The 17,721-nt window shown below is 73.4% G+C and carries 18 protein-coding genes; 13 read left to right on the forward strand and 5 right to left on the reverse strand.

The window, feature by feature from the left end:
* Nucleotides 1-33 precede the first annotated feature (33 nt).
* Entirely contained in the window at nucleotides 34-1,224 is a 1,191-nt protein-coding gene (locus OHU35_RS24140) for a hypothetical protein (protein ID WP_359890452.1), read from the forward strand.
* A 27-nt stretch (nucleotides 1,225-1,251) separates the two neighbouring features.
* Here the strand turns inward: OHU35_RS24140 and OHU35_RS24145 are convergent, their stop codons facing one another.
* Together OHU35_RS24145 and OHU35_RS24150 are read right to left on the reverse strand one after the other, a co-directional pair.
* Complete coding sequence (locus OHU35_RS24145; protein ID WP_405509315.1) at nucleotides 1,252-2,565, reverse strand: PH domain-containing protein; 1,314 nt, start codon at nucleotides 2,563-2,565, stop codon at nucleotides 1,252-1,254.
* Between the two features lie 107 nt (nucleotides 2,566-2,672).
* Entirely contained in the window at nucleotides 2,673-3,206 is a 534-nt protein-coding gene (locus OHU35_RS24150; RefSeq protein ID WP_405506815.1) for a PH domain-containing protein, read from the reverse strand.
* Nucleotides 3,207-3,237: 31 nt separating this feature from the next.
* On the opposite strand from OHU35_RS24150, the gene OHU35_RS24155 reads away from it, so the two are divergent.
* Complete coding sequence (locus OHU35_RS24155) at nucleotides 3,238-4,389, forward strand: NADH-quinone oxidoreductase subunit D (RefSeq protein WP_189725865.1); 1,152 nt, start codon at nucleotides 3,238-3,240, stop codon at nucleotides 4,387-4,389.
* Between the two features lie 3 nt (nucleotides 4,390-4,392).
* Here OHU35_RS24155 and OHU35_RS24160 read toward each other — a convergent pair whose 3' ends face one another.
* A complete protein-coding gene (locus tag OHU35_RS24160) occupies nucleotides 4,393-5,394 on the reverse strand; it encodes an SAM-dependent methyltransferase (protein ID WP_189725866.1) in 1,002 nt (333 codons plus the stop codon).
* Between the two features lie 118 nt (nucleotides 5,395-5,512).
* Between OHU35_RS24160 and OHU35_RS24165 the strand changes: the two genes are divergently transcribed.
* Nucleotides 5,513-6,706: a sensor histidine kinase gene (locus tag OHU35_RS24165; RefSeq protein ID WP_189725867.1), complete on the forward strand. Its 1,194-nt coding sequence runs from the start codon at nucleotides 5,513-5,515 to the stop codon at nucleotides 6,704-6,706.
* An 83-nt stretch (nucleotides 6,707-6,789) separates the two neighbouring features.
* Nucleotides 6,790-7,461, forward strand: a complete 672-nt coding sequence (locus tag OHU35_RS24170) for a response regulator transcription factor (protein ID WP_189725868.1) — start codon at nucleotides 6,790-6,792, stop codon at nucleotides 7,459-7,461.
* Nucleotides 7,462-7,508: 47 nt separating this feature from the next.
* Here OHU35_RS24170 and OHU35_RS24175 read toward each other — a convergent pair whose 3' ends face one another.
* Nucleotides 7,509-8,618 carry a DUF5937 family protein gene (locus tag OHU35_RS24175; protein ID WP_405506818.1) on the reverse strand — a complete coding sequence of 370 codons (1,110 nt, stop codon included), beginning with the start codon at nucleotides 8,616-8,618 and terminating at the stop codon, nucleotides 7,509-7,511.
* 159 nt (nucleotides 8,619-8,777) lie between these two features.
* Between OHU35_RS24175 and OHU35_RS24180 the strand changes: the two genes are divergently transcribed.
* Entirely contained in the window at nucleotides 8,778-8,999 is a 222-nt protein-coding gene (locus OHU35_RS24180) for a hypothetical protein (RefSeq protein ID WP_405506820.1), read from the forward strand.
* A gap of 42 nt (nucleotides 9,000-9,041) precedes the next feature.
* Here the strand turns inward: OHU35_RS24180 and OHU35_RS24185 are convergent, their stop codons facing one another.
* Complete coding sequence (locus OHU35_RS24185; protein WP_405506821.1) at nucleotides 9,042-10,226, reverse strand: threonine aldolase family protein; 1,185 nt, start codon at nucleotides 10,224-10,226, stop codon at nucleotides 9,042-9,044.
* A 151-nt stretch (nucleotides 10,227-10,377) separates the two neighbouring features.
* Between OHU35_RS24185 and OHU35_RS24190 the strand changes: the two genes are divergently transcribed.
* The 8 genes from OHU35_RS24190 (at nucleotide 10,378) to OHU35_RS24225 (ending at nucleotide 17,712) form a co-directional block, all read left to right on the forward strand.
* Nucleotides 10,378-11,316 carry a Rossmann-like and DUF2520 domain-containing protein gene (locus OHU35_RS24190; protein ID WP_405506823.1) on the forward strand — a complete coding sequence of 313 codons (939 nt, stop codon included), beginning with the start codon at nucleotides 10,378-10,380 and terminating at the stop codon, nucleotides 11,314-11,316.
* Entirely contained in the window at nucleotides 11,313-12,305 is a 993-nt protein-coding gene (gene panC / locus OHU35_RS24195) for a pantoate--beta-alanine ligase (RefSeq protein ID WP_233878639.1), read from the forward strand. Before OHU35_RS24190 ends, panC begins: the two co-directional genes overlap by 4 nt.
* Nucleotides 12,302-14,023 carry an L-aspartate oxidase gene (locus OHU35_RS24200; protein WP_405506825.1) on the forward strand — a complete coding sequence of 574 codons (1,722 nt, stop codon included), beginning with the start codon at nucleotides 12,302-12,304 and terminating at the stop codon, nucleotides 14,021-14,023. The genes panC and OHU35_RS24200 overlap by 4 nt, the downstream gene beginning before the upstream one ends.
* A 5-nt stretch (nucleotides 14,024-14,028) precedes the next feature.
* Nucleotides 14,029-15,003: a carboxylating nicotinate-nucleotide diphosphorylase gene (nadC, locus tag OHU35_RS24205; RefSeq protein WP_189725875.1), complete on the forward strand. Its 975-nt coding sequence runs from the start codon at nucleotides 14,029-14,031 to the stop codon at nucleotides 15,001-15,003.
* A 14-nt stretch (nucleotides 15,004-15,017) separates the two neighbouring features.
* Entirely contained in the window at nucleotides 15,018-15,815 is a 798-nt protein-coding gene (locus tag OHU35_RS24210; protein ID WP_184594802.1) for a type III pantothenate kinase, read from the forward strand.
* A gap of 326 nt (nucleotides 15,816-16,141) precedes the next feature.
* The gene (locus OHU35_RS24215) at nucleotides 16,142-16,888 is read left to right on the forward strand and encodes a hypothetical protein (protein ID WP_405509317.1); all 747 of its coding nucleotides are present in this window, start codon (nucleotides 16,142-16,144) and stop codon (nucleotides 16,886-16,888) included.
* 18 nt (nucleotides 16,889-16,906) lie between these two features.
* The gene (locus OHU35_RS24220; RefSeq protein ID WP_184594804.1) at nucleotides 16,907-17,089 is read left to right on the forward strand and encodes a hypothetical protein; all 183 of its coding nucleotides are present in this window, start codon (nucleotides 16,907-16,909) and stop codon (nucleotides 17,087-17,089) included.
* 200 nt (nucleotides 17,090-17,289) lie between these two features.
* A complete protein-coding gene (locus tag OHU35_RS24225; RefSeq protein ID WP_229873089.1) occupies nucleotides 17,290-17,712 on the forward strand; it encodes a BlaI/MecI/CopY family transcriptional regulator in 423 nt (140 codons plus the stop codon).
* Nucleotides 17,713-17,721 lie beyond the last annotated feature (9 nt).

A 17,721-nucleotide genomic window follows, 5' to 3' on the forward strand; every position in this document is an offset into this window, starting at 1 on the left:
CATGATTCGCCTACGCGCGGTAAGTTTCTGGCCATGCCACGTGGACGACACCGCCATTCCCCGCCCCTGCACAGGCTGCTCCCCCCGTCGGCGATCGCAGGCGTCTCCCTCGTCTGCGCCCTGGGGCCCTGGGTGTTCACGGATCCGATGGCGCTCCGCGGTCTGGCCGCGGCAGCCGCGGCGACGGCGGTCGTCGGCGCGGTCGTGCTGCGCCGCTGGGACAGCCAGGCGGGCAAGCGCGTCGCCGACCTCACACGCGGGCGCGCGAGCGACGAGTGGCGCTTCGAGGAGCGCGTCGCCGAACTGGAGGGCGACCTCGAGGAGTCCCGCGAGCTGCGCGTGAAGCTCGAGCAGCGGCTGCGCGCCAAGCGCACGGAACTGGCCGGGCTGCGCAACGAACACGCCGCGCTGCTGCGCCGGTACGCCACGGCCGAGACCGAGCGCGCGAGCGTCCTGGAGGAACGCCGGGTGCTCGAGATCGAGGCGACGGTTCCGGTGCGGGCCGCGCTGACCGCGGGGGCGGCGAAGACGGCGGACGCTTCAGCGGAGACGGAAGGGGCACCCACGGCGGAGGCCGAGGCCCTCACCGTCGAGGAGGAGCCGGCGGTTCCCGCCGTCTTCTCGCCGGAGGGCTCCCGGCTGTTCCTGCGCGCGGCGGCAGCGCTCGCCCGGTTCGACGGCGACGCGGCCCCGGACCCGGACGGCGGCCCGGACGGCGACGGCGACGGCGCCCCCGAGGACGACGAGGACGAGCCCGCGCAGGAGGGGAAGGACGAACAGCCGGACCTGCGGGAGCCGTCGCACGAGGACGAGCCGCAGGGCCAGTCCGAGGCGGTGGACGGGCACGAGCGCGCGGCCGCCGGCACGTCCGCCACGGCCGAGACCGAGCGGCTCCCGCAGTCTGCCTCCTCAGGTCACTACACGGTGCCGACCGCGGTGGCCGTCGCACCGCAGACGCCGGTGCGGCGCCCGGTGACCGAGGGCGGGTTCGACTTCTTCGGCGCGAAGCGGGAGACGTCCCGCGCCGCCCTGGAGGCCGTGCAGAACGAGGACCTGGCCGACGTCGTCGGCCAGGAGGCCCTCGCTCTGCACAAGGCCGAGGCCGAGGCCCGGTACAAGCCCGCGGACGAGGAGTCGCGCGGGATCGGCCAGGTCATCGACCTGACCGCGCACGACGAGACGGAACAGATCGACGTGCAGGGGCTGCGCAGCGCGGTTTCCTGAAGCCCGCGCCTTACGGTTCCCGGCCGGTCACGCCATCCAGCGGTCCGGCAGCGCGTCCCTGCGCCCGGTCCGGGACCGCTCCGCCTGCCGGGCCAGCAACTCACGTGCCTCGTCCGCGTCCCGCAGCCGCGCCCGCACCACCTTGTTCGCGCCGGTGTCCACACACACGTCGGCCACGCCCCGGGCCCGCTCCCAGGGCCCCTGCGTCATCCGTACGCTCTGCACCTTGGCGTGCGGCACCAGCGCCAGACTCCGCGCCAGCAGCCCGGACCGCGCCGCGAACACCGCGTCGGTGACGGCGAGTCCGTACCCCCGCCACCACACCGGCACGCACCACCGGGCGCGGCGCGGCGACGGCGACAGGGCCGCGCTCTCCGGCACGGTCACCCCGGGCAGCACCAGCGCCACGACGGTCTCCGCGAGCTCGCGCGGAGCGACCGGCACCAGCACGGAGTTGGACGAGCCCGCCACATCGAGCTCCACGCGCACCCAGCCGCGCCGCCGCCACAGCAGCGGCTCCACGATCCGCACGGTCTGCACCCGCCCCGGCGGCACCGTCTCGTGGGCCCGGTCCAGCAGGCCGTGGTCGATGCGCAGCCCGTCGGGCGACTCGCCCACCGTCCAGTCGTACTCGCCGACGAACCGCCCCACGCTGCTCGCGCCCGCCGCGCCCAGCAACGGCAGGGCGACCGCGAGAACTGTCCACAGGCTGTGGGTGACCAGCCACAGCACCGGCGGAACGACGAGCGCCGCGGCCAGCGACCCCCAGGTCGCGCCCGTCAGCACCAGCGACACGGCGAGGACACCGGGCGGCACCCGCAGCAGCTGCCGGGACGGCGCCTCACCGACCTCGTGCGCGGTCTCGGGCGCGAAACCGGCCGCCCGGGCGAGCAGTTCGGCCCGCAGCGTCCGTGCCTCGTCCGCGCCCAGGAAGGCCAGTTCGTCCTTCTTGTCGGTCCCTATGACGTCGAGTTTCAGCTTGGCGACGCCCGCGACCCGGGCGAGCAGCGGCTGCGTGATGTCGATGGCCTGGATCCGCTCCAGCCGGATGTGCGCGGTGCGCCGGAACACCAGGCCGGTGCGGATGCGCAGTTCGGTGTCGGTCACCGCGAAGTGCGTGAACCACCAGGAGCAGAAGCCGTAGAGGGCGGCGGCCGGGACGATCACGGCGAGGGCGATCAGCAGCGTGGTCGTCGTCAGCCGGGTCAGCTGGCGCTGCGCGCCGTCGGGGTCGTGCACGGCCCAGCCTATGAGCACGGCGACCGGCGCCCAGGCCCGCCGCAGCGGGGTGACGGGATGCAGCCGCCGCTCGGCCAGGGCGCCGGCGGGTTCGAGGGTCATGGCGGGCTTGGCGAGCTCGGTGGTCCCGGCGCCCCCGGTGGTCTCGGTGGCCCCTGCGGCCCCGCCGGCCTCTGTGCCCCGGCCGGTCTCGGCGCTCTCGGGCGTCGTCACAGCCCCGCCGATCGGGCCTCGCCCAGCTCGGTGAGCCGGTCGCGCAGCCGTTCCGCCTCGGCCGGGTCCAGGCCGGGGATGGTGGCGTCGGTGGCCGCTGCGGCCGTGTGCAGTTGCACGCTGGCCAGCCCGAAGTGCCGCTCGACGGGCCCGGAGGTCACCTCGACCAGCTGCATCCGCCCGTACGGCACGACCGTCTCCTCGCGCCACAGCACGCCCCGGCTGATCAGCAGGTCGTCGGCGCGCTCGGCGTACCGCCAGGAACGCCAGTTGCGGTCGATCATCACCCAGCCCCAGGCCATCAGCGCCAGCGGCAGCACCGCGAAGACGGCCCAGGCGGGCCCGGCCAGCAGGCCCGGCAGCAGCCCGGCGGCCAGGGCGAGCAGCCCCAGCCACACCACCAGCAGCAACCGTCGCATCTTCAGCAGCCCGGGCGGCAGCGCGATCCACACCGGCCCGTCCTCGATCGCCCCCGCCGTGCCCTCGACGGACGCCGTCGGCTCCGCCTCCCGCGCACTCCCCGTATCCATGAGGCCAGCGTACGTAGGAGAGACTGTGTCCATGACTCCTACGACGGAGACCATGGTCGGAATCGGCGGCGCCGCGGAGAGCACCGACATGGTGCTCAACATCGGACCCCAGCATCCCTCCACGCACGGCGTGCTGCGGCTGAAGCTGGTCCTGGACGGCGAGCGCATCATGCACGCGGAGCCGGTGATCGGCTATATGCACCGCGGCGCCGAGAAGCTGTTCGAGGCGCGCGACTACCGCCAGATCATCATGCTGGCCAACCGCCACGACTGGCTGTCGGCGTTCTCCAACGAGCTGGGCGTGGTCCTCGCCGTGGAGCGGATGCTCGGCATGGAGGTCCCCGAGCGCGCGGTGTGGCTGCGCACGCTGCTCGCCGAGCTGAACCGGGTGCTCAACCACCTGATGTTCCTCGGCTCGTATCCGCTGGAGCTCGGCGGGATCACCCCGATCTTCTACGCCTTCCGGGAGCGCGAGGAGCTCCAGCACGTCATGGAGGAGGTCTCCGGCGGGCGGATGCACTACATGTTCAACCGCGTCGGCGGCCTCAAGGAGGACCTGCCGGCCGGGTGGACCACGCGCGCGCGTGCCGCCGTAGCGGACGTGCGCTCGCGTATGGACCGGTTCGACGACCTGGTGCTCGGCAACGAGATCTTCCGGGGCCGCACCCGGGGCGTCGGCAGGCTCACGCCCGAGGCCGTGCACGCGTACGGGGTCAGCGGGCCGATCGGGCGCGGCTCGGGCGTCGACTTCGACCTGCGCCGGGACGAGCCGTACCTGGCCTACGGCGAGCTGGGCGACGTCCTGAAGGTGGTGACCCGGCAGGAGGGCGACTGCCTGGCCCGCTTCGAGTGCCTCCTGGAGCAGACGCACAACGCGCTCGACCTGGCCGACGCCTGCCTCGACCGGCTCGCCGAGCTGCCGCCCGGGCCGGTCAACCAGCGGCTCCCGAAGGTCCTGAAGGCACCCGAGGGCCACACCTACGCCTGGACCGAGAACCCCCTCGGCATCAACGGCTACTACCTGGTCAGCAAGGGCGAGAAGACCCCGTACCGGCTGAAGCTGCGCTCGGCCTCGTACAACAACATCCAGGCGCTGACGGAGCTGCTGCCGGGGACGCTGGTCGCGGACATGGTGGCGATCCTGGGGTCGATGTTCTTCGTGGTCGGGGACATCGACAAGTAGGCCTCACACACGCAGCACGTCGGGGACGCCGACCGGCTGCACCAGCCACCCGAAGTCGCCCAGCCCTCCCGCCGCCGTGAGCTCGGCGGCCTCCCCGGCGCTGGCCAGGGCCCGGACGTAGGCGGCGGGGTCGGTGGACGCGAGCGTGAGCGGAGGGCGTGCGCCGGTCACGCCCAGGGCGTGCAGCGCCTCACGCTGGGGGAGGAGCCGCCCGCCGGGCAGCGCGCACGCGTCGAGCGCGACATGGGCGGTGATGTCGCAGGAGCCGTCCGGTACGGCCGTGGTCTCGCGGCCCTCCCGGAACCCGGTGAGCGTCCCGAACGGCGGCCGCGCGTCCGCCGTGTGCGCGTAGTCCACGGCGACGGCGAGCCCCCGGTCGAGCGTGGCGACCGCCGAGGCCCAGGCCTCGTCCCTGGTCAGGCCGATCTCGGCCCGCAGCCCCGCCTCGCCGGCCAGCGGCCACCACCGCCGCAGCCACCGCGCCTGATCCCCGTCGACCGGCTCCCCGAGCCGCTCGCTCCCGTCCTCCCGGACCAGCACCAGCCGGGCCGTGCCCGCGGAGTCCACCTCCGCGACCTCCACCGGCACGTTGTCCAGCCACTCGTTGGCGAACAGCAGCCCGGTCGTCCCTTCCGGGGGCGCGGCCAGCCACTCGATCCGGTGATCGAGCCCTGCGGGCCGCCCGGCGATCTCGACGGCGTACGCGCGCGTGCGGGCCGCCACCTCGGCCGGGAGCGCGGCGAGCACCCCGCCGGCCAGCTCGCCCCGCCCGGCCGCCATGTCGACGAAGTCCAGCGCCGCGGGCCGCCCCAGCGCCTCGTCGACCCGGCACAGCAGCCGCGCCACGGCCCCGGCGAACAGCGGCGACGCGTGCACGGACGTGCGGAAGTGCCCGGCCGGCCCCTCCTCCCGCCGGTAGAAGCCCCCCGTCCCGTACAACGCCTCCCGCACCGCCGCCCGCCACCCACGCCACTCGTGGCCCTCGGCTCCCGTACCTGGTGTCACCGGGCCAGGCTAAGGGCACACAACGAACGCAACTCCACCTTGCGGAGTACGTGCGCCCGGTGCGGATCGGTCCTCCGGTTGACCCCTGCACCTATCGCGCTTCCCTACGCTGGGTTACGTGCAGCGCCTCTATGACTTCCTCCGCAGGCATCCGATGTGGGTCGACGCCTCCTGGGCCGTGGTCCTCCTCGGGATTTCCATGGTCGGCGGAGTGGCGGGCGGATACGGTCCCGTGGCCGCCGCCGTCCCGATCACGCTGCTGCTCTGCCTGGTGGTCGCGCTGCGCCGCCGGATGCCGGAGAAGATGCTGCTGCTCGCGGCCGGGGTCGGTGTGGCCCAGCTGATCACCGACGTCGAGATGGGGCCCGCCGACTTCGCCATGCTGGTGATCGTCTACACCGTCGCGGTGGAGGGTGCGCGCTGGGCCTCCCGCTTCGCGCTGGGCGCCGGCCTGTGCGCGGCCCCCGTGGCCCACCTGCGCTGGCCGAGCGACCAGACGACGAACGTCGCGGGCAACATCGCCCTGACGGTCTTCATGACCGTGCCCTTCGCCCTCGCCTGGGTGCTCGGCGACTCCATCCGCACCCGCCGCGCCTACTTCGCGCAACTGGAGGAGCGGGCCACCCGCCTGGAGAAGGAGCGCGAGGCCCAGTCCAAGGTCGCCGTCGCCGCCGAACGCGCCCGGATCGCCCGCGAGTTGCACGACGTCGTCGCGCACAACGTCTCGGTGATGGTGGTCCAGGCCGACGGCGCCGCCTACGTCCTCGACGCGGCTCCCGACCAGGCGAAGAAGGCCCTGGAGACCATCTCCTCCACCGGCCGCCAGGCCCTCGCCGAGATGCGCCGCCTGCTCGGCGTGCTGCGCACCGGGGAGCACCAGGAGGCCGGCGAGTACGTGCCGCAGCCCGACGTCCAGCAGATCGAGGACCTCGTCGAGCAGTGCCGCACTTCCGGACTGCCCGTCGACTTCAAGGTCGAGGGCACCCCCCGTCCGCTGCCCAGCGGCGTCGAGCTCACGGCGTACCGCATCGTGCAGGAGGCGCTCACCAACACCCGCAAGCACGGCGGGCCCAACGCGGGCGCGAGCGTGCGGCTGGTGTACTTCGACGACGGCCTCGGCCTGCTCGTCGAGGACGACGGCAAGGGCGCCCCGCACGAGCTGTACGAGGAGGGCGGTTTCGACGGCCAGGGCCACGGGCTCATCGGCATGCGCGAGCGGATCGGCATGGTCGGCGGCACCCTGGACGCCGGACCGCGCCCCGGCGGAGGATTCCGCATCAGCGCCCTGCTGCCGCTCAAACCCGCCAACTGACGCCGGCACACGCCCCGCGCTGACACCTGTAACGCTCCCACCCGTAACGCTCCCACCGTAAAAGAGACTTGGAAGAGGCCCCGATGACGATCCGCGTGATGCTCGTCGACGACCAGGTGCTGCTGCGCACCGGGTTCCGGATGGTGCTCGCCGCCCAGCCGGACATGGAGGTCGTGGCGGAGGCGGGCGACGGGGTCGAGGCCCTCCAGGTGCTGCGGTCGACCGAGGTCGACGTGGTGCTGATGGACGTCCGCATGCCGAAGCTCGACGGTGTGGAGACGACCCGCCGGATCTGCGCCGACACCGACCCGCCGAAGGTGCTCATCCTGACCACCTTCGACCTCGACGAGTACGCCTTCTCCGGGCTGAAGGCGGGCGCCTCCGGCTTCATGCTCAAGGACGTGCCGCCCGGTGAGCTGCTCGCCGCGATCCGCTCCGTGCACAGCGGGGACGCGGTCGTCGCGCCCTCCACCACCCGACGGCTCCTGGACCGCTTCGCACCGATGCTGCCGGGCACCGCGAAGGAGCCCCAGCACCAGGAGCTGGAGCGGCTCACCGGCCGCGAGCGCGAGGTCATGGTGCTGGTCGCACAGGGCCTGTCCAACGGCGAGATCGCGGCCCGGCTCGTGCTGTCCGAGGCGACCGTGAAGACGCACGTGGGCCGCATCCTGACCAAGCTGGGCCTCAGGGACCGGGTGCAGGTCGTGGTGCTGGCCTACGAGACGGGGCTGGTACGGGCCGGCGGGCACGGCTGAGCCGAGCGGCGACCGGCCGGCTCCCGTCGGCTGTCCGGGGATCCCCTCTATCTGAGGATCCCCTCCAGGAACTCGCTGCCGAGCCGGGCCACCACCGTCACATCCAGCTGGTGCAGGACGTAGCGCCCGCGGCGGCGGGTGGTGAGCAGGCCCGCCTTCTTCAGCACGGCCAGGTGCCGGGATATCTCGGGGGCCGTCATGCCGTGCACCTGCGCCAGCTCGCCCGTGGTGTACGCGCTGCGGGCCAGATTGCGGCAGATCCGCATCCGCACGGGGTGGGACAGCGCGGTCATGCGCAGGGCCAGCTGTTCGAGATTGGGCGGGGCGGCGAGCTCGGGGGAGCCGACCGGGTAGTGCAGCACCGGCTGCCAGCCGTACCGGTGCAGGACCATCAGATGCGGCCAGCCCAGGCTCGTCGGGACGAGCAGCAGGCCGCCGTCGCCGGTGGACGTGCCGTCGTCCCCGCCCAGCTTGTCGACCGTGATCCGGGCGGCCGCCTCGTCGAGCGTGATCGCCGGGGACACCGCGGCCAGGGCCTCGGTCATGCCCTTGCGCCGGAAGAGGTCCGTCTTCAGCCGCGCGTCCGCCGCGAGCTGATGGCGCAACCGGGACCAGGCCTCCGCGAAGAACGCCTCGTCGCAGTCCTGGAGGAACTGCCGCAGCCAGGCCCGGATCGAGGGCGGGTCGGCCAGCAGCCGCCGGCTGAACCGCAACTGCTGGGGCCCGCGTGCGGCGGCCAGGTCCAGGGCGCGGCGGCGCACCTCGGGGTCGGACAGCGCGGTGGGCCCGCAGGAGCCGTACCCGAGGGCACAGGTGAACTCCAGTGCCGCGTCCACGAACTGCTCGTCCGACAGTTTGTCGAGCAGGTCCAGCTCCTCGGCGAGCGTGCCGCCCGGGAGTGTGCTCCGGCCCGGGACGCCGGCGAAGGGCATGAACAGGTCCGAGAACGTCGACCGCCACAGGAAGTCGGCCTCGCACATCCGGTCGGCCAGATGCGGATCGAGCCGGGCGGACACGCCCGTCACCCAGCCCTGGAGACCCGGGTGGTGCCCCGGCTCGGACAGCGCGTGCAGCGCCATGCCGAGCTCGGCCAAGGGGGAGGGCACGACGGCGATCTCCTCCGGCCGCAGCCCCGTGATGTCGATGTGCACGCTCATGCCTTCATGGTGCACTCCGCCACTGACAACGCCCCCGTCGATTGACGGGCGTCGTCAATCGACGCGACGTCGCCCCCGGCGCGGGCGCAGGGTGGGAGCACCGGGGCAGCCGCGGAGCCTTCGGACCTCCATCACCCCGTCCAGCCAAGGCGATTCACCATGAGCATCACGCAGCAGCACCTCCTCGACGTCTACCGCGCCCAGCAGCTCGGCGAGCCCGCCCCGCCCGCGCCCGGCACGCACGACCGGCAGGTGGTACGCGAGTGGCGCGACGAACGCCGGTTCCGAGCGGTCCTGGCCGGGCGCCCGGCCCGCGGACGGCAGCGGATCCGGCGCGCCCTGGGCCGGTGGCTGCCCTTGAGGCGCCGTACTACACACTGATCCGCCCTGGTCAGCCGCTCAGCCGCTCAGCCGCTCAGCCGCTCAGCCGCTCAGCCGGGCGACGAAGTCGGAGACCGCCGTCTTCACGTCCTCGGCGGTCCACTCCAGCCCGGGGGAGCGCACGCACACCTCCGTGCCGGCCAGGCCCGGACCGCCCCGGCTCCAGGCGGCGGCGAACAGGAAGACGCCCGTCTCCTCGGCCGTCCGGACCGACGCCTCCATGAGGACGTCCGCCTCGTACGGCAGCCAGACCTGGAAGTCGTGGGTGTGCGGTACCTCCGGGTACACGCGCGCCCACGGCACCCCGGCCGCCGCGAACCCTTCGCGCAGGGCGGCTGCGACCACGCGCGCGTGGGCGACGTACTCCGGCAGCCGGGGCAGCTCACGCTCCAGTCCGGCCAGCGCCGACAGGGCCGTGGGGAACTGCTGGAAGACCTGCCCGCCGTACCGGTGCCGCCAGGTCTTCGCCTCCTCCACCAGCTCCTTCGGGCCGGCGAGCGCCGCGCCGCCGAACCCCTCGAGGGACTTGTAGAACGACACGTAGACGCTGTCCGCCAGGCCCGCGATCTCCTCCAGGGACCGGCCGAGGTGGACGGTGGACTCCCACAGCCGGGCCCCGTCGAAGTGCACCACCGCGTCCCGCTCCCGCGCGGCCTCCACCACCTCCGTGAGCTCCTCCCAGGACGGCAGCACGAAACCGGCGTCTCTGAGGGGGAGTTCCAGCATCAGCGCCCCGAAAGGCTCCTCGAAGTCGCGCACCTCGGCGGCGGTGGGCAGCCGCGGCTCGTCCGTCACACGCACCGGGCGCAGGCCGCCGACCTCGCTGAACGCGTTCCGCTCGTGCACCTCGGGATGGCTGAGCGCGTGCAGGGCGACGGTCGGGTTGCCGGTGCGGCCCGCCCAGCAGCGCAGGGCCACCTGCTGGGCCATCGTGCCCGTCGGGAAGAACGCGGCGGCCTCCGTGCCGAGCAGTCCGGCGACCTTCGTCTCCAGCGCCTCGACGACCCCGTCGCCGTACACGTCGGACAGCTCGTCCAGGTCGTACAGGCCCTCCGCCCCGTCCAGCTCCGCCAGACGCTCCCGGAGCGTCTTGTGGAAGCCGAAGCGCGCGAACACCCGCCGTGCCTTGCGATGGGCGGCCAGCCGCCGCTCACGGAGCCGTGCGCGCCGCTCCTGGTCCGACCACTGCCCGGTCGCCTGCTCGTCCCGTTCCGCCGTGTCACTCATGCCCCGGATCCTGCCCCGCGCACGCGCGTGCGAGCATCCGCATTTTCCGCACACCCTGTGGACGACCGAACACCCCTCGAACCGATCGCGTTAACATGACGAGAAATCGTCCGGTACCCGGAGCGGACTGGAACGGGAAGGCCGCCGTCGAGTGAACACAACCCCACAGCCAGAGCCCAAGGACCGCCCCGCGCGGCTCGCCGTCGGCGTCGTCGGCGCCGGCCGCGTGGGACCCGCACTGGCAGCGGCCCTGCAGCTCGCCGGGCACCGCCCGGTCGCCGTCTCCGCGGTGTCCGACACCTCCCGGCGCCGTGCCGCGCAACTGCTGCCCGACGTGCCCGTGCTGCCGCCCGCCGAGGTCCTCCAGCGGTCCGACCTGGTCCTGCTGACCGTTCCGGACGACGCCCTGCCCGACCTGGTCGCCGGACTCGCCGACACGGGGTCCGTACGGCCGGGACAGCTGCTCGTCCACACCTCCGGGCGCTACGGCGCCCGGGTGCTCGACCCCGCCCTGCGCGCGGGCGCCCTGCCGCTGGCCCTGCACCCCGCGATGACCTTCACCGGCACGCCCGTGGACGTCCAGCGGCTGGCCGGCTGCTCCTTCGGCGTCACCGCGCCCGAGGAGCTGCGGCTGGCCGCCGAGGCCCTCGTCATCGAGATGGGCGGCGAGCCGGAGTGGATCGCCGAGGAGAACCGGCCGCTCTACCACGCGGCGCTCGCCCTGGGCGCCAACCACCTGGTCACCCTGGTCGCGCAGTCCCTGGAGCTGCTGAGCGCGGCCGGGGTCGCCGCCCCCGACCGGATGCTCGGCCCGCTGCTCGGCGCGGCCCTGGACAACGCCCTGCGCTCCGGCGACGCGGCCCTCACCGGCCCGGTCGCGCGCGGCGACGCGGGCACGGTCGCGGCGCACGTCACCGAGCTGCGCCGGCACGCCCCGCAGACCGTCGCCGGCTATCTGGCGATGGCCCGCGCCACCGCCGACCGGGCCCTGGCCCACGGCCTGCTGAAGCCGGAGCTCGCCGAGGACCTCCTCGGGGTACTCGCCGACGCGACCGACGGCACCGACGGCACCGAAGGGGACGCCCGATGACCACCACCCTGCTGAGCACCGCCGGCGAACTGCACGCACGCGTGCGGGCGGGCCGCCGCGCCGTGGTGATGACCATGGGCGCCCTGCACGAGGGCCACGCCACGCTGATCCGCACCGCGCGCGGCATCGCGGGCCGGGACGGCGAGGTCGTCGTCACCGTCTTCGTCAACCCGCTGCAGTTCGGTCAGGGCGAGGACCTCGACCGCTATCCGCGCACCCTGGACGCCGACCTCAAGCTCGCCGGGGAGTCCGGGGCGGACGTCGTGTTCGCCCCCGCCGTGGACGAGGTGTACCCCGGTGGCGAGCCCCAGGTCCGCATCACCGCGGGCCCCATGGGCGAGCGCCTGGAGGGCTCCGCCCGCCCCGGCCACTTCGACGGCATGCTCACGGTCGTCGCCAAGCTGCTGCACCTGACCCGCCCCGATGTCGCCCTGTACGGCCAGAAGGACGCCCAGCAGCTCGCTCTGATCCGCCGCATGGTCCGGGACCTGAACTTCGGCGTGGAGATCGTCGGTGTCCCCACCGTCCGCGAGGACGACGGCCTGGCCCTGTCCAGCCGCAACCGCTACCTCTCGCCCGTCGAGCGGCGCACCGCCCTCGCGCTGTCCAGTGCCCTGTTCGCGGGTCAGGACCGGCACGCCGCGCAGGAGGCGCTGCGGGCCCGGGCCCGTGAAGTGCCCGCCACGCGCGCGCGTGCCGAGGCGCTCAGCGCTATCGGCGAGTCCCGCGCTGCGGCCGACGCGCACGCCGTGGCGACTGCGGTCCCGGGCGGCCCGGCGGCCGTCCGCGCCGCCGCCCGCCAGGTCCTGGACGAGGCCGCCCGTCTCGACCCGCCGCTGTCCCTGGACTACCTCGCCCTGGTCGACCCGTCCGACTTCACCGAGATCGGGCACGACTTCACCGGCGAGGCGGTCCTCGCCGTGGCCGCCCGGGTCGGGGCGACCCGGCTGATCGACAATCTCCCCCTCACCTTCGGAGCCGCCTCGTGACCAGCACAGGCATACGACTGCACGCGCCGGCGCCCGGGTGGTCCATCACCGCGGACGTGGTCGTCGTCGGCTCCGGCGTCGCCGGCCTGACCGCGGCCCTGCGCTGCCAGGCCGCGGGCCTGCGGACCGTCGTCGTCACCAAGGCCCGCCTCGACGACGGCTCCACCCGCTGGGCCCAGGGCGGCATCGCCGCGGCCCTCGGCGAGGGCGACACCCCCGAACAGCACCTCGACGACACCCTGGTCGCGGGCGCGGGCCTGTGCGACGAGGAAGCCGTCCGCATCCTCGTCACCGAGGGCCCCGACGCCGTACGCCGCCTCATCGAGACCGGCGCCCGGTTCGACGAGTCCTCCGAGGGCGGACTGGAACTCACCCGCGAGGGGGGCCACCACCGCCGCCGCATCGCCCACGCGGGCGGTGACGCCACCGGCGCCGAGATCTCCCGCGCCCTGGTCGACGCGGTACGCGCGCGTGGCGTGCGCACGGTCGAGAACGCGCTCGTCCTGGACCTCCTCACGGACGCCGAGGGCCACACCGCGGGCGTCACCCTGCACGTCATGGGGGAGGGCCAGCACGACGGCGTGGGCGCGGTCCACGCACCCGCCGTGGTCCTCGCGACCGGCGGCATGGGCCAGGTCTTCTCCGCGACCACCAACCCGTCCGTCTCGACGGGCGACGGCGTGGCGCTCGCGCTCCGGGCCGGAGCGGAAGTCAGCGACCTGGAGTTCGTCCAGTTCCACCCCACGGTCCTCTTCCTGGGCCCGGACGCGGAGGGCCAGCAGCCCCTGGTCTCCGAGGCGGTCCGGGGCGAGGGCGCCCACCTGGTCGACGCCGACGGCGTGCGCTTCATGCTCGGCCGGCACGAGCTCGCCGAACTGGCCCCCCGGGACATCGTCGCCAAGGGCATCACGCGCCGCATGCAGGAGCAGGACGCCGAGCACATGTTCCTCGACGCCCGGCATTTCGGCGCCGAGATGTGGGAAAACCGCTTCCCGACGATCCTCGCCGCCTGCCGCGCCCACGGCATCGACCCGGTCACCAGCCCCATCCCGGTCGCCCCGGCCGCCCACTACGCCTCCGGCGGCGTGCGCACCGACTCCCGGGGCCGTACGACCGTCCCCGGCCTGTACGCGTGCGGCGAGGTCGCCTGCACCGGCGTGCACGGCGCCAACCGCCTGGCCTCCAACTCCCTCCTCGAAGGCCTGGTCTACGCCGAGAGCATCGCGGCCGACATCACGGCGAGCCACGCGGAGAACGGCCTCCTCACGCGCGTGCCCCGGCCGCTCCCGTACCCGGAGACCCCCGAGCACCCCCTGCTCACCGCGGAGGCCCGCTTCACGATCCAGCGGATCATGACCGACGGCGCGGGCGTGCTCCGCTCGGCCGGGTCCCTTGCCAAGGCCGCCGACCAGCTCCAGCGGCTGCACACCGACGCCCGCGACGCCCTCGCCGAGAACGGCAAGACCGCCGAGCCCGGCGTCGACACCTGGGAGGCCACCAACCTCCTGTGCGTGGCCCGCGTCCTGGTCGCCGCCGCCCGGCTCCGCGAGGAGACCCGGGGCTGCCACTGGCGCGAGGACCGCCCCGAGCGCGACGACACCAGCTGGCGGCGCCACATCGTCGTACGCCTGAACCCGGACCGCTCGCTGGCCGTGCACACCACGGACACCACACACTTCCCCTCGACCCTCCCCTCCCAGGCCCCCCAGGAGCAGTGACCGACGTGACCACCCCCGACCTTCCCCTCGCCTCCTCCGGAGGCTGCGGCGACGGCTGTGCCTGCGGCGCGGACGACGAGGCATACCTGGAGTGCGGCCTGGACCCCGCACTCGCCCAGCTCCTGGCCGACGCCGGCCTCGACCCGGTCGAGATCGAGGACATCGCCAACGTGGCCGTCCAGGAGGACCTGGCTCACGGCGTGGACGTGACGACGGTGGCGACGATCCCCGAGGACGCGGTGGCCACCGCCGACTTCACCGCACGTGAAGCGGGAGTCGTGGCCGGCCTCCGGGTCGCGGAAGCCGTCCTCTCGGTCGTCTGCGAAGAAGAACTGGCCATCGAACGCCACGCGGAGGACGGCGACCGCGTGGAGGCGGGCCAGAAGCTCCTCTCCGTCTCCACCCGCACCCGCGACCTCCTCACGGCCGAACGCAGCGCGCTGAACATCCTGTGCCGCCTGTCGGGCATCGCCACGGCCACGCGCGCGTGGGCGGACACGCTCGACGGCACCAAGGCCAAGGTCCGCGACACCCGTAAGACGACCCCCGGCCTCCGCAGCCTCGAAAAGTACGCGGTCCGCTGCGGCGGCGGCGTCAACCACCGCATGTCCCTCTCGGACGCGGCCCTGGTCAAGGACAACCACGTGGTCGCCGCGGGCGGCGTCGCCCAGGCCTTCCAGGCGGTCCGCGACCGCTTCCCCGACATCCCCATCGAGGTCGAGGTCGACACCCTGCACCAGCTCCGCGAGGTCCTGGACGCCGGAGCGGACCTGATCCTCCTGGACAACTTCACGCCGGGCGAGTGCGAGGAGGCGGTGGCCATCGTCCAGGGCCGCGCCGCCCTGGAGGCGTCGGGCCGTCTGACCCTCGGCAACGCCAAGGCCTACGCGGACACCGGCGTCGACTACCTGGCCGTCGGAGCCCTCACCCACTCCTCGCCGATCCTGGACATCGGCCTCGACCTGCGGCCGGCGGAGTAGGGCGGGTACGGGTCATGCTGCTGACGATCGACGTAGGAAACACCCACACCGTCCTGGGCCTGTTCGACGGCGAAGACATCGTCGAACACTGGCGCATCTCCACGGACGCGCGCCGCACCGCCGACGAGCTGGCGGTCCTCCTCCAGGGCCTGATGGGCATGCACCCGCTCCTCGGCGACGAACTGGGCGACGGCATCGACGGCATCGCCATCTGCGCGACCGTCCCCTCGGTCCTGCACGAACTCCGCGAGGTGACCCGCCGCTACTACGGCGACGTACCCGCCATCCTCGTCGAACCGGGCGTCAAGACGGGCGTCCCGATCCTCATGGACAACCCCAAGGAGGTCGGAGCCGACCGCATCATCAACGCGGTCGCGGCGGTCGAGCTCTACGGCGGTCCCGCCATCGTCGTCGACTTCGGCACGGCGACGACGTTCGACGCGATCAGCGCGCGCGGCGAGTACGTCGGCGGGGTCATCTCGCCCGGCATCGAGATCTCCGTCGAGGCCCTCGGCGTCCGCGGCGCCCAGCTCCGCAAGATCGAGGTGGCCCGGCCCCGCAGCGTCATCGGCAAGAACACGGTCGAGGCGATGCAGTCGGGCGTCATCTACGGCTTCGCCGGCCAGGTCGACGGCGTCGTCAACCGCATGGCGCGCGAACTGTCGGAGGACCCGGAGGACGTCACCGTGATCGCAACCGGCGGCCTCGCGCCGATGGTCCTGGGCGAGTCGTCGGTCATAGACGAGCACGAGCCATGGCTGACGCTGATCGGCTTGCGTCTGGTGTACGAGCGGAACGTGTCGCGCATGTGAGCAGGCACCGGCGTCGTCGCTGAGGCCGGGTGGGTCCGCAGCCAGGACAGCCACGACGCACCCGCACCCGCGTACGGCGAGAAGGGGACGTGTCGGGGGGTGCCCGCCCGCAGCGGTTGGCGCGTCAACGCCAGTCAGTCGGTCTCTCACCCCATCGCGCCGTTCCGAGGACGGACACCCCCCGACACGTCCCCGACCCACCACCCGGCGAAAGGCGCGACGCGCACCCGAGTGGTCCCCCACGCCACACCCACCCCCTATGCGTAATTTGTCTGATTAGCGCGTATCGTCGCCACATGCCCACGCCATACGGATCCCGCGGCGGCATGGCGTTCGGCGTGGAGGAGCTGCGTGTGCTCCGCCGCGCTCTCGCCCTCGCCCTCCACCCCACCTCCGCCTCGTCCGACGACGTCCAGGACTGCCTCCGCCTAGCAGAGTCGCTCGACGAGGCGACGCGGGAGGGAGTCAGGCTCCGTGCCTTCCTCGTGGCCGATCTCGGCCGGTACCGCGCCGCCCTGCCCGGCACCGCCGCCGGGTACCTCACCCTCCTGGACGAGGCCCTGGGCGCCGGATACCGCCCCCACCCCCACGACCTCACCGCCCTCCGCGCCCTGCGCGGCAACCCCACCGCCGCAGCCCTCCTGGACCGCTGCCGCCTGCTCGCCGAGCAGCACGTACGCGCCCACGCGCGGCAGCACTCCCGAACCACCCACCCGGTCACCCGGATGACCCCCGCCGCTCCCACCGATCCCGCCACCCCCGCCACCCCCGCCACCCCCGCCACCCCCACCGTCCCCGCCGCCCGCACCCGCCTGCTGGCCCTGGCGGGAGGCCTCTCCACCCCGGCGGACTCCGCCAAGGACACCCCCGGACAGCCGCCCGAGAAGAAGCCCGCCCGCAAGCCACCGGCCCCGAAGCCGGCCCCCAAGCCCGCCCCGGCTCCGACCCCCGCTCCCGCCCCGGGCACCCCGAAGCCCAGCCGTCGCCCGATCCCCACCCCGGGCGAGGTCTTCCCGCGCCGCAAGCCCACCCCGCCGCCCCCCGCGAACCCCCAGCAGCTCGCCGCGGGCTGACGTGGCTACTCTGGATCCATGGACTATGTCTCCGCGCTCCTGCCCCCGGTCGTCATGGCCGTCTTCTTCATCGGCGTGATCCGGGTGATCGTGAAGACACAGGGCGGCGCCAACAAGGCCAAGGAGGACGCGGCCGTGGACGCCGCCCTCGCGCGCGTGGAGGGCGCCCGCCAGTCCTCCGCGAGCACCCCGAAGGCCTGACCGCACCCCACCCCCGCCTCACCCCGCCGACGGCGTACGACTCGGCGCGGCCCGCCCACCGCGAGGCCCGCACCTACGAGTCGTACGCCCTTTTTGTTCCTGTTCGCCGCTGAAGCGCACGTCCGCCACGCCATTACCGAGATCTCCCACTATTGTTCTGAGCTGTGCCTCGCCCATTGGGAGAACTCGAAGACGCGGTCATGTCGCGGGTGTGGAAGTGGAACCGCCCTGTGACCGTTCGAGAAGTCCTGGAAGATCTTCAGAAGGAGCGGTCCATCGCGTACACCACCGTGATGACCGTTTTGGACAATCTCCATCAGAAGGGCTGGGTGCGCCGCGAGGCGGAAGGCCGCGCCTATCGATATGAGGCGGTCTCGACACGTGCCGCCTACGCCGCAGCCCTGATGAACGACGCCTGGTCGCAGAGCGACAACCCCGCCGCCGCTCTCGTCGCCTTCTTCGGCATGATGAGCGAGGAACAGCGACAGGCTCTCCGTGATGCCGTACGCATCGCCCAGGTCCCGGAAACCCAGGAACCGACCGAAGCGTCTGATTCGACTCCGGCCCCCGAGAACCCCGCCCCAGAGAACCCCGCCTCCGCTCAGGACCGCGACGGGCGATAGCGTCCGCCC

The organism is Streptomyces purpurascens (assembly GCF_045040895.1).
Classification (GTDB): Bacteria; Actinomycetota; Actinomycetes; order Streptomycetales; family Streptomycetaceae; genus Streptomyces; species Streptomyces purpurascens.

Excerpts from the sequence above, each read along its gene's own strand:
- OHU35_RS24210 (WP_184594802.1), top strand. The coding sequence starts at position 15,018 with ATGCTGCTGACGATCGACGTAGGAAACACCCACACCGTCCTGGGCCTG.
- OHU35_RS24185 (WP_405506821.1), bottom strand. The coding sequence starts at position 10,226 with ATGAGTGACACGGCGGAACGGGACGAGCAGGCGACCGGGCAGTGGTCG.
- OHU35_RS24170 (WP_189725868.1), top strand. The coding sequence starts at position 6,790 with ATGACGATCCGCGTGATGCTCGTCGACGACCAGGTGCTGCTGCGCACC.
- OHU35_RS24215 (WP_405509317.1), top strand. The coding sequence starts at position 16,142 with ATGGCGTTCGGCGTGGAGGAGCTGCGTGTGCTCCGCCGCGCTCTCGCC.
- OHU35_RS24180 (WP_405506820.1), top strand. The coding sequence starts at position 8,778 with ATGAGCATCACGCAGCAGCACCTCCTCGACGTCTACCGCGCCCAGCAG.
- OHU35_RS24145 (WP_405509315.1), bottom strand. The coding sequence starts at position 2,565 with ATGACCCTCGAACCCGCCGGCGCCCTGGCCGAGCGGCGGCTGCATCCC.
- OHU35_RS24175 (WP_405506818.1), bottom strand. The coding sequence starts at position 8,618 with ATGAGCGTGCACATCGACATCACGGGGCTGCGGCCGGAGGAGATCGCC.
- OHU35_RS24150 (WP_405506815.1), bottom strand. The coding sequence starts at position 3,206 with ATGGATACGGGGAGTGCGCGGGAGGCGGAGCCGACGGCGTCCGTCGAG.
- OHU35_RS24220 (WP_184594804.1), top strand. The coding sequence starts at position 16,907 with ATGGACTATGTCTCCGCGCTCCTGCCCCCGGTCGTCATGGCCGTCTTC.
- OHU35_RS24155 (WP_189725865.1), top strand. The coding sequence starts at position 3,238 with ATGACTCCTACGACGGAGACCATGGTCGGAATCGGCGGCGCCGCGGAG.
- panC (WP_233878639.1), top strand. The coding sequence starts at position 11,313 with ATGACCACCACCCTGCTGAGCACCGCCGGCGAACTGCACGCACGCGTG.
- OHU35_RS24225 (WP_229873089.1), top strand. The coding sequence starts at position 17,290 with ATGTCGCGGGTGTGGAAGTGGAACCGCCCTGTGACCGTTCGAGAAGTC.
- OHU35_RS24140 (WP_359890452.1), top strand. The coding sequence starts at position 34 with ATGCCACGTGGACGACACCGCCATTCCCCGCCCCTGCACAGGCTGCTC.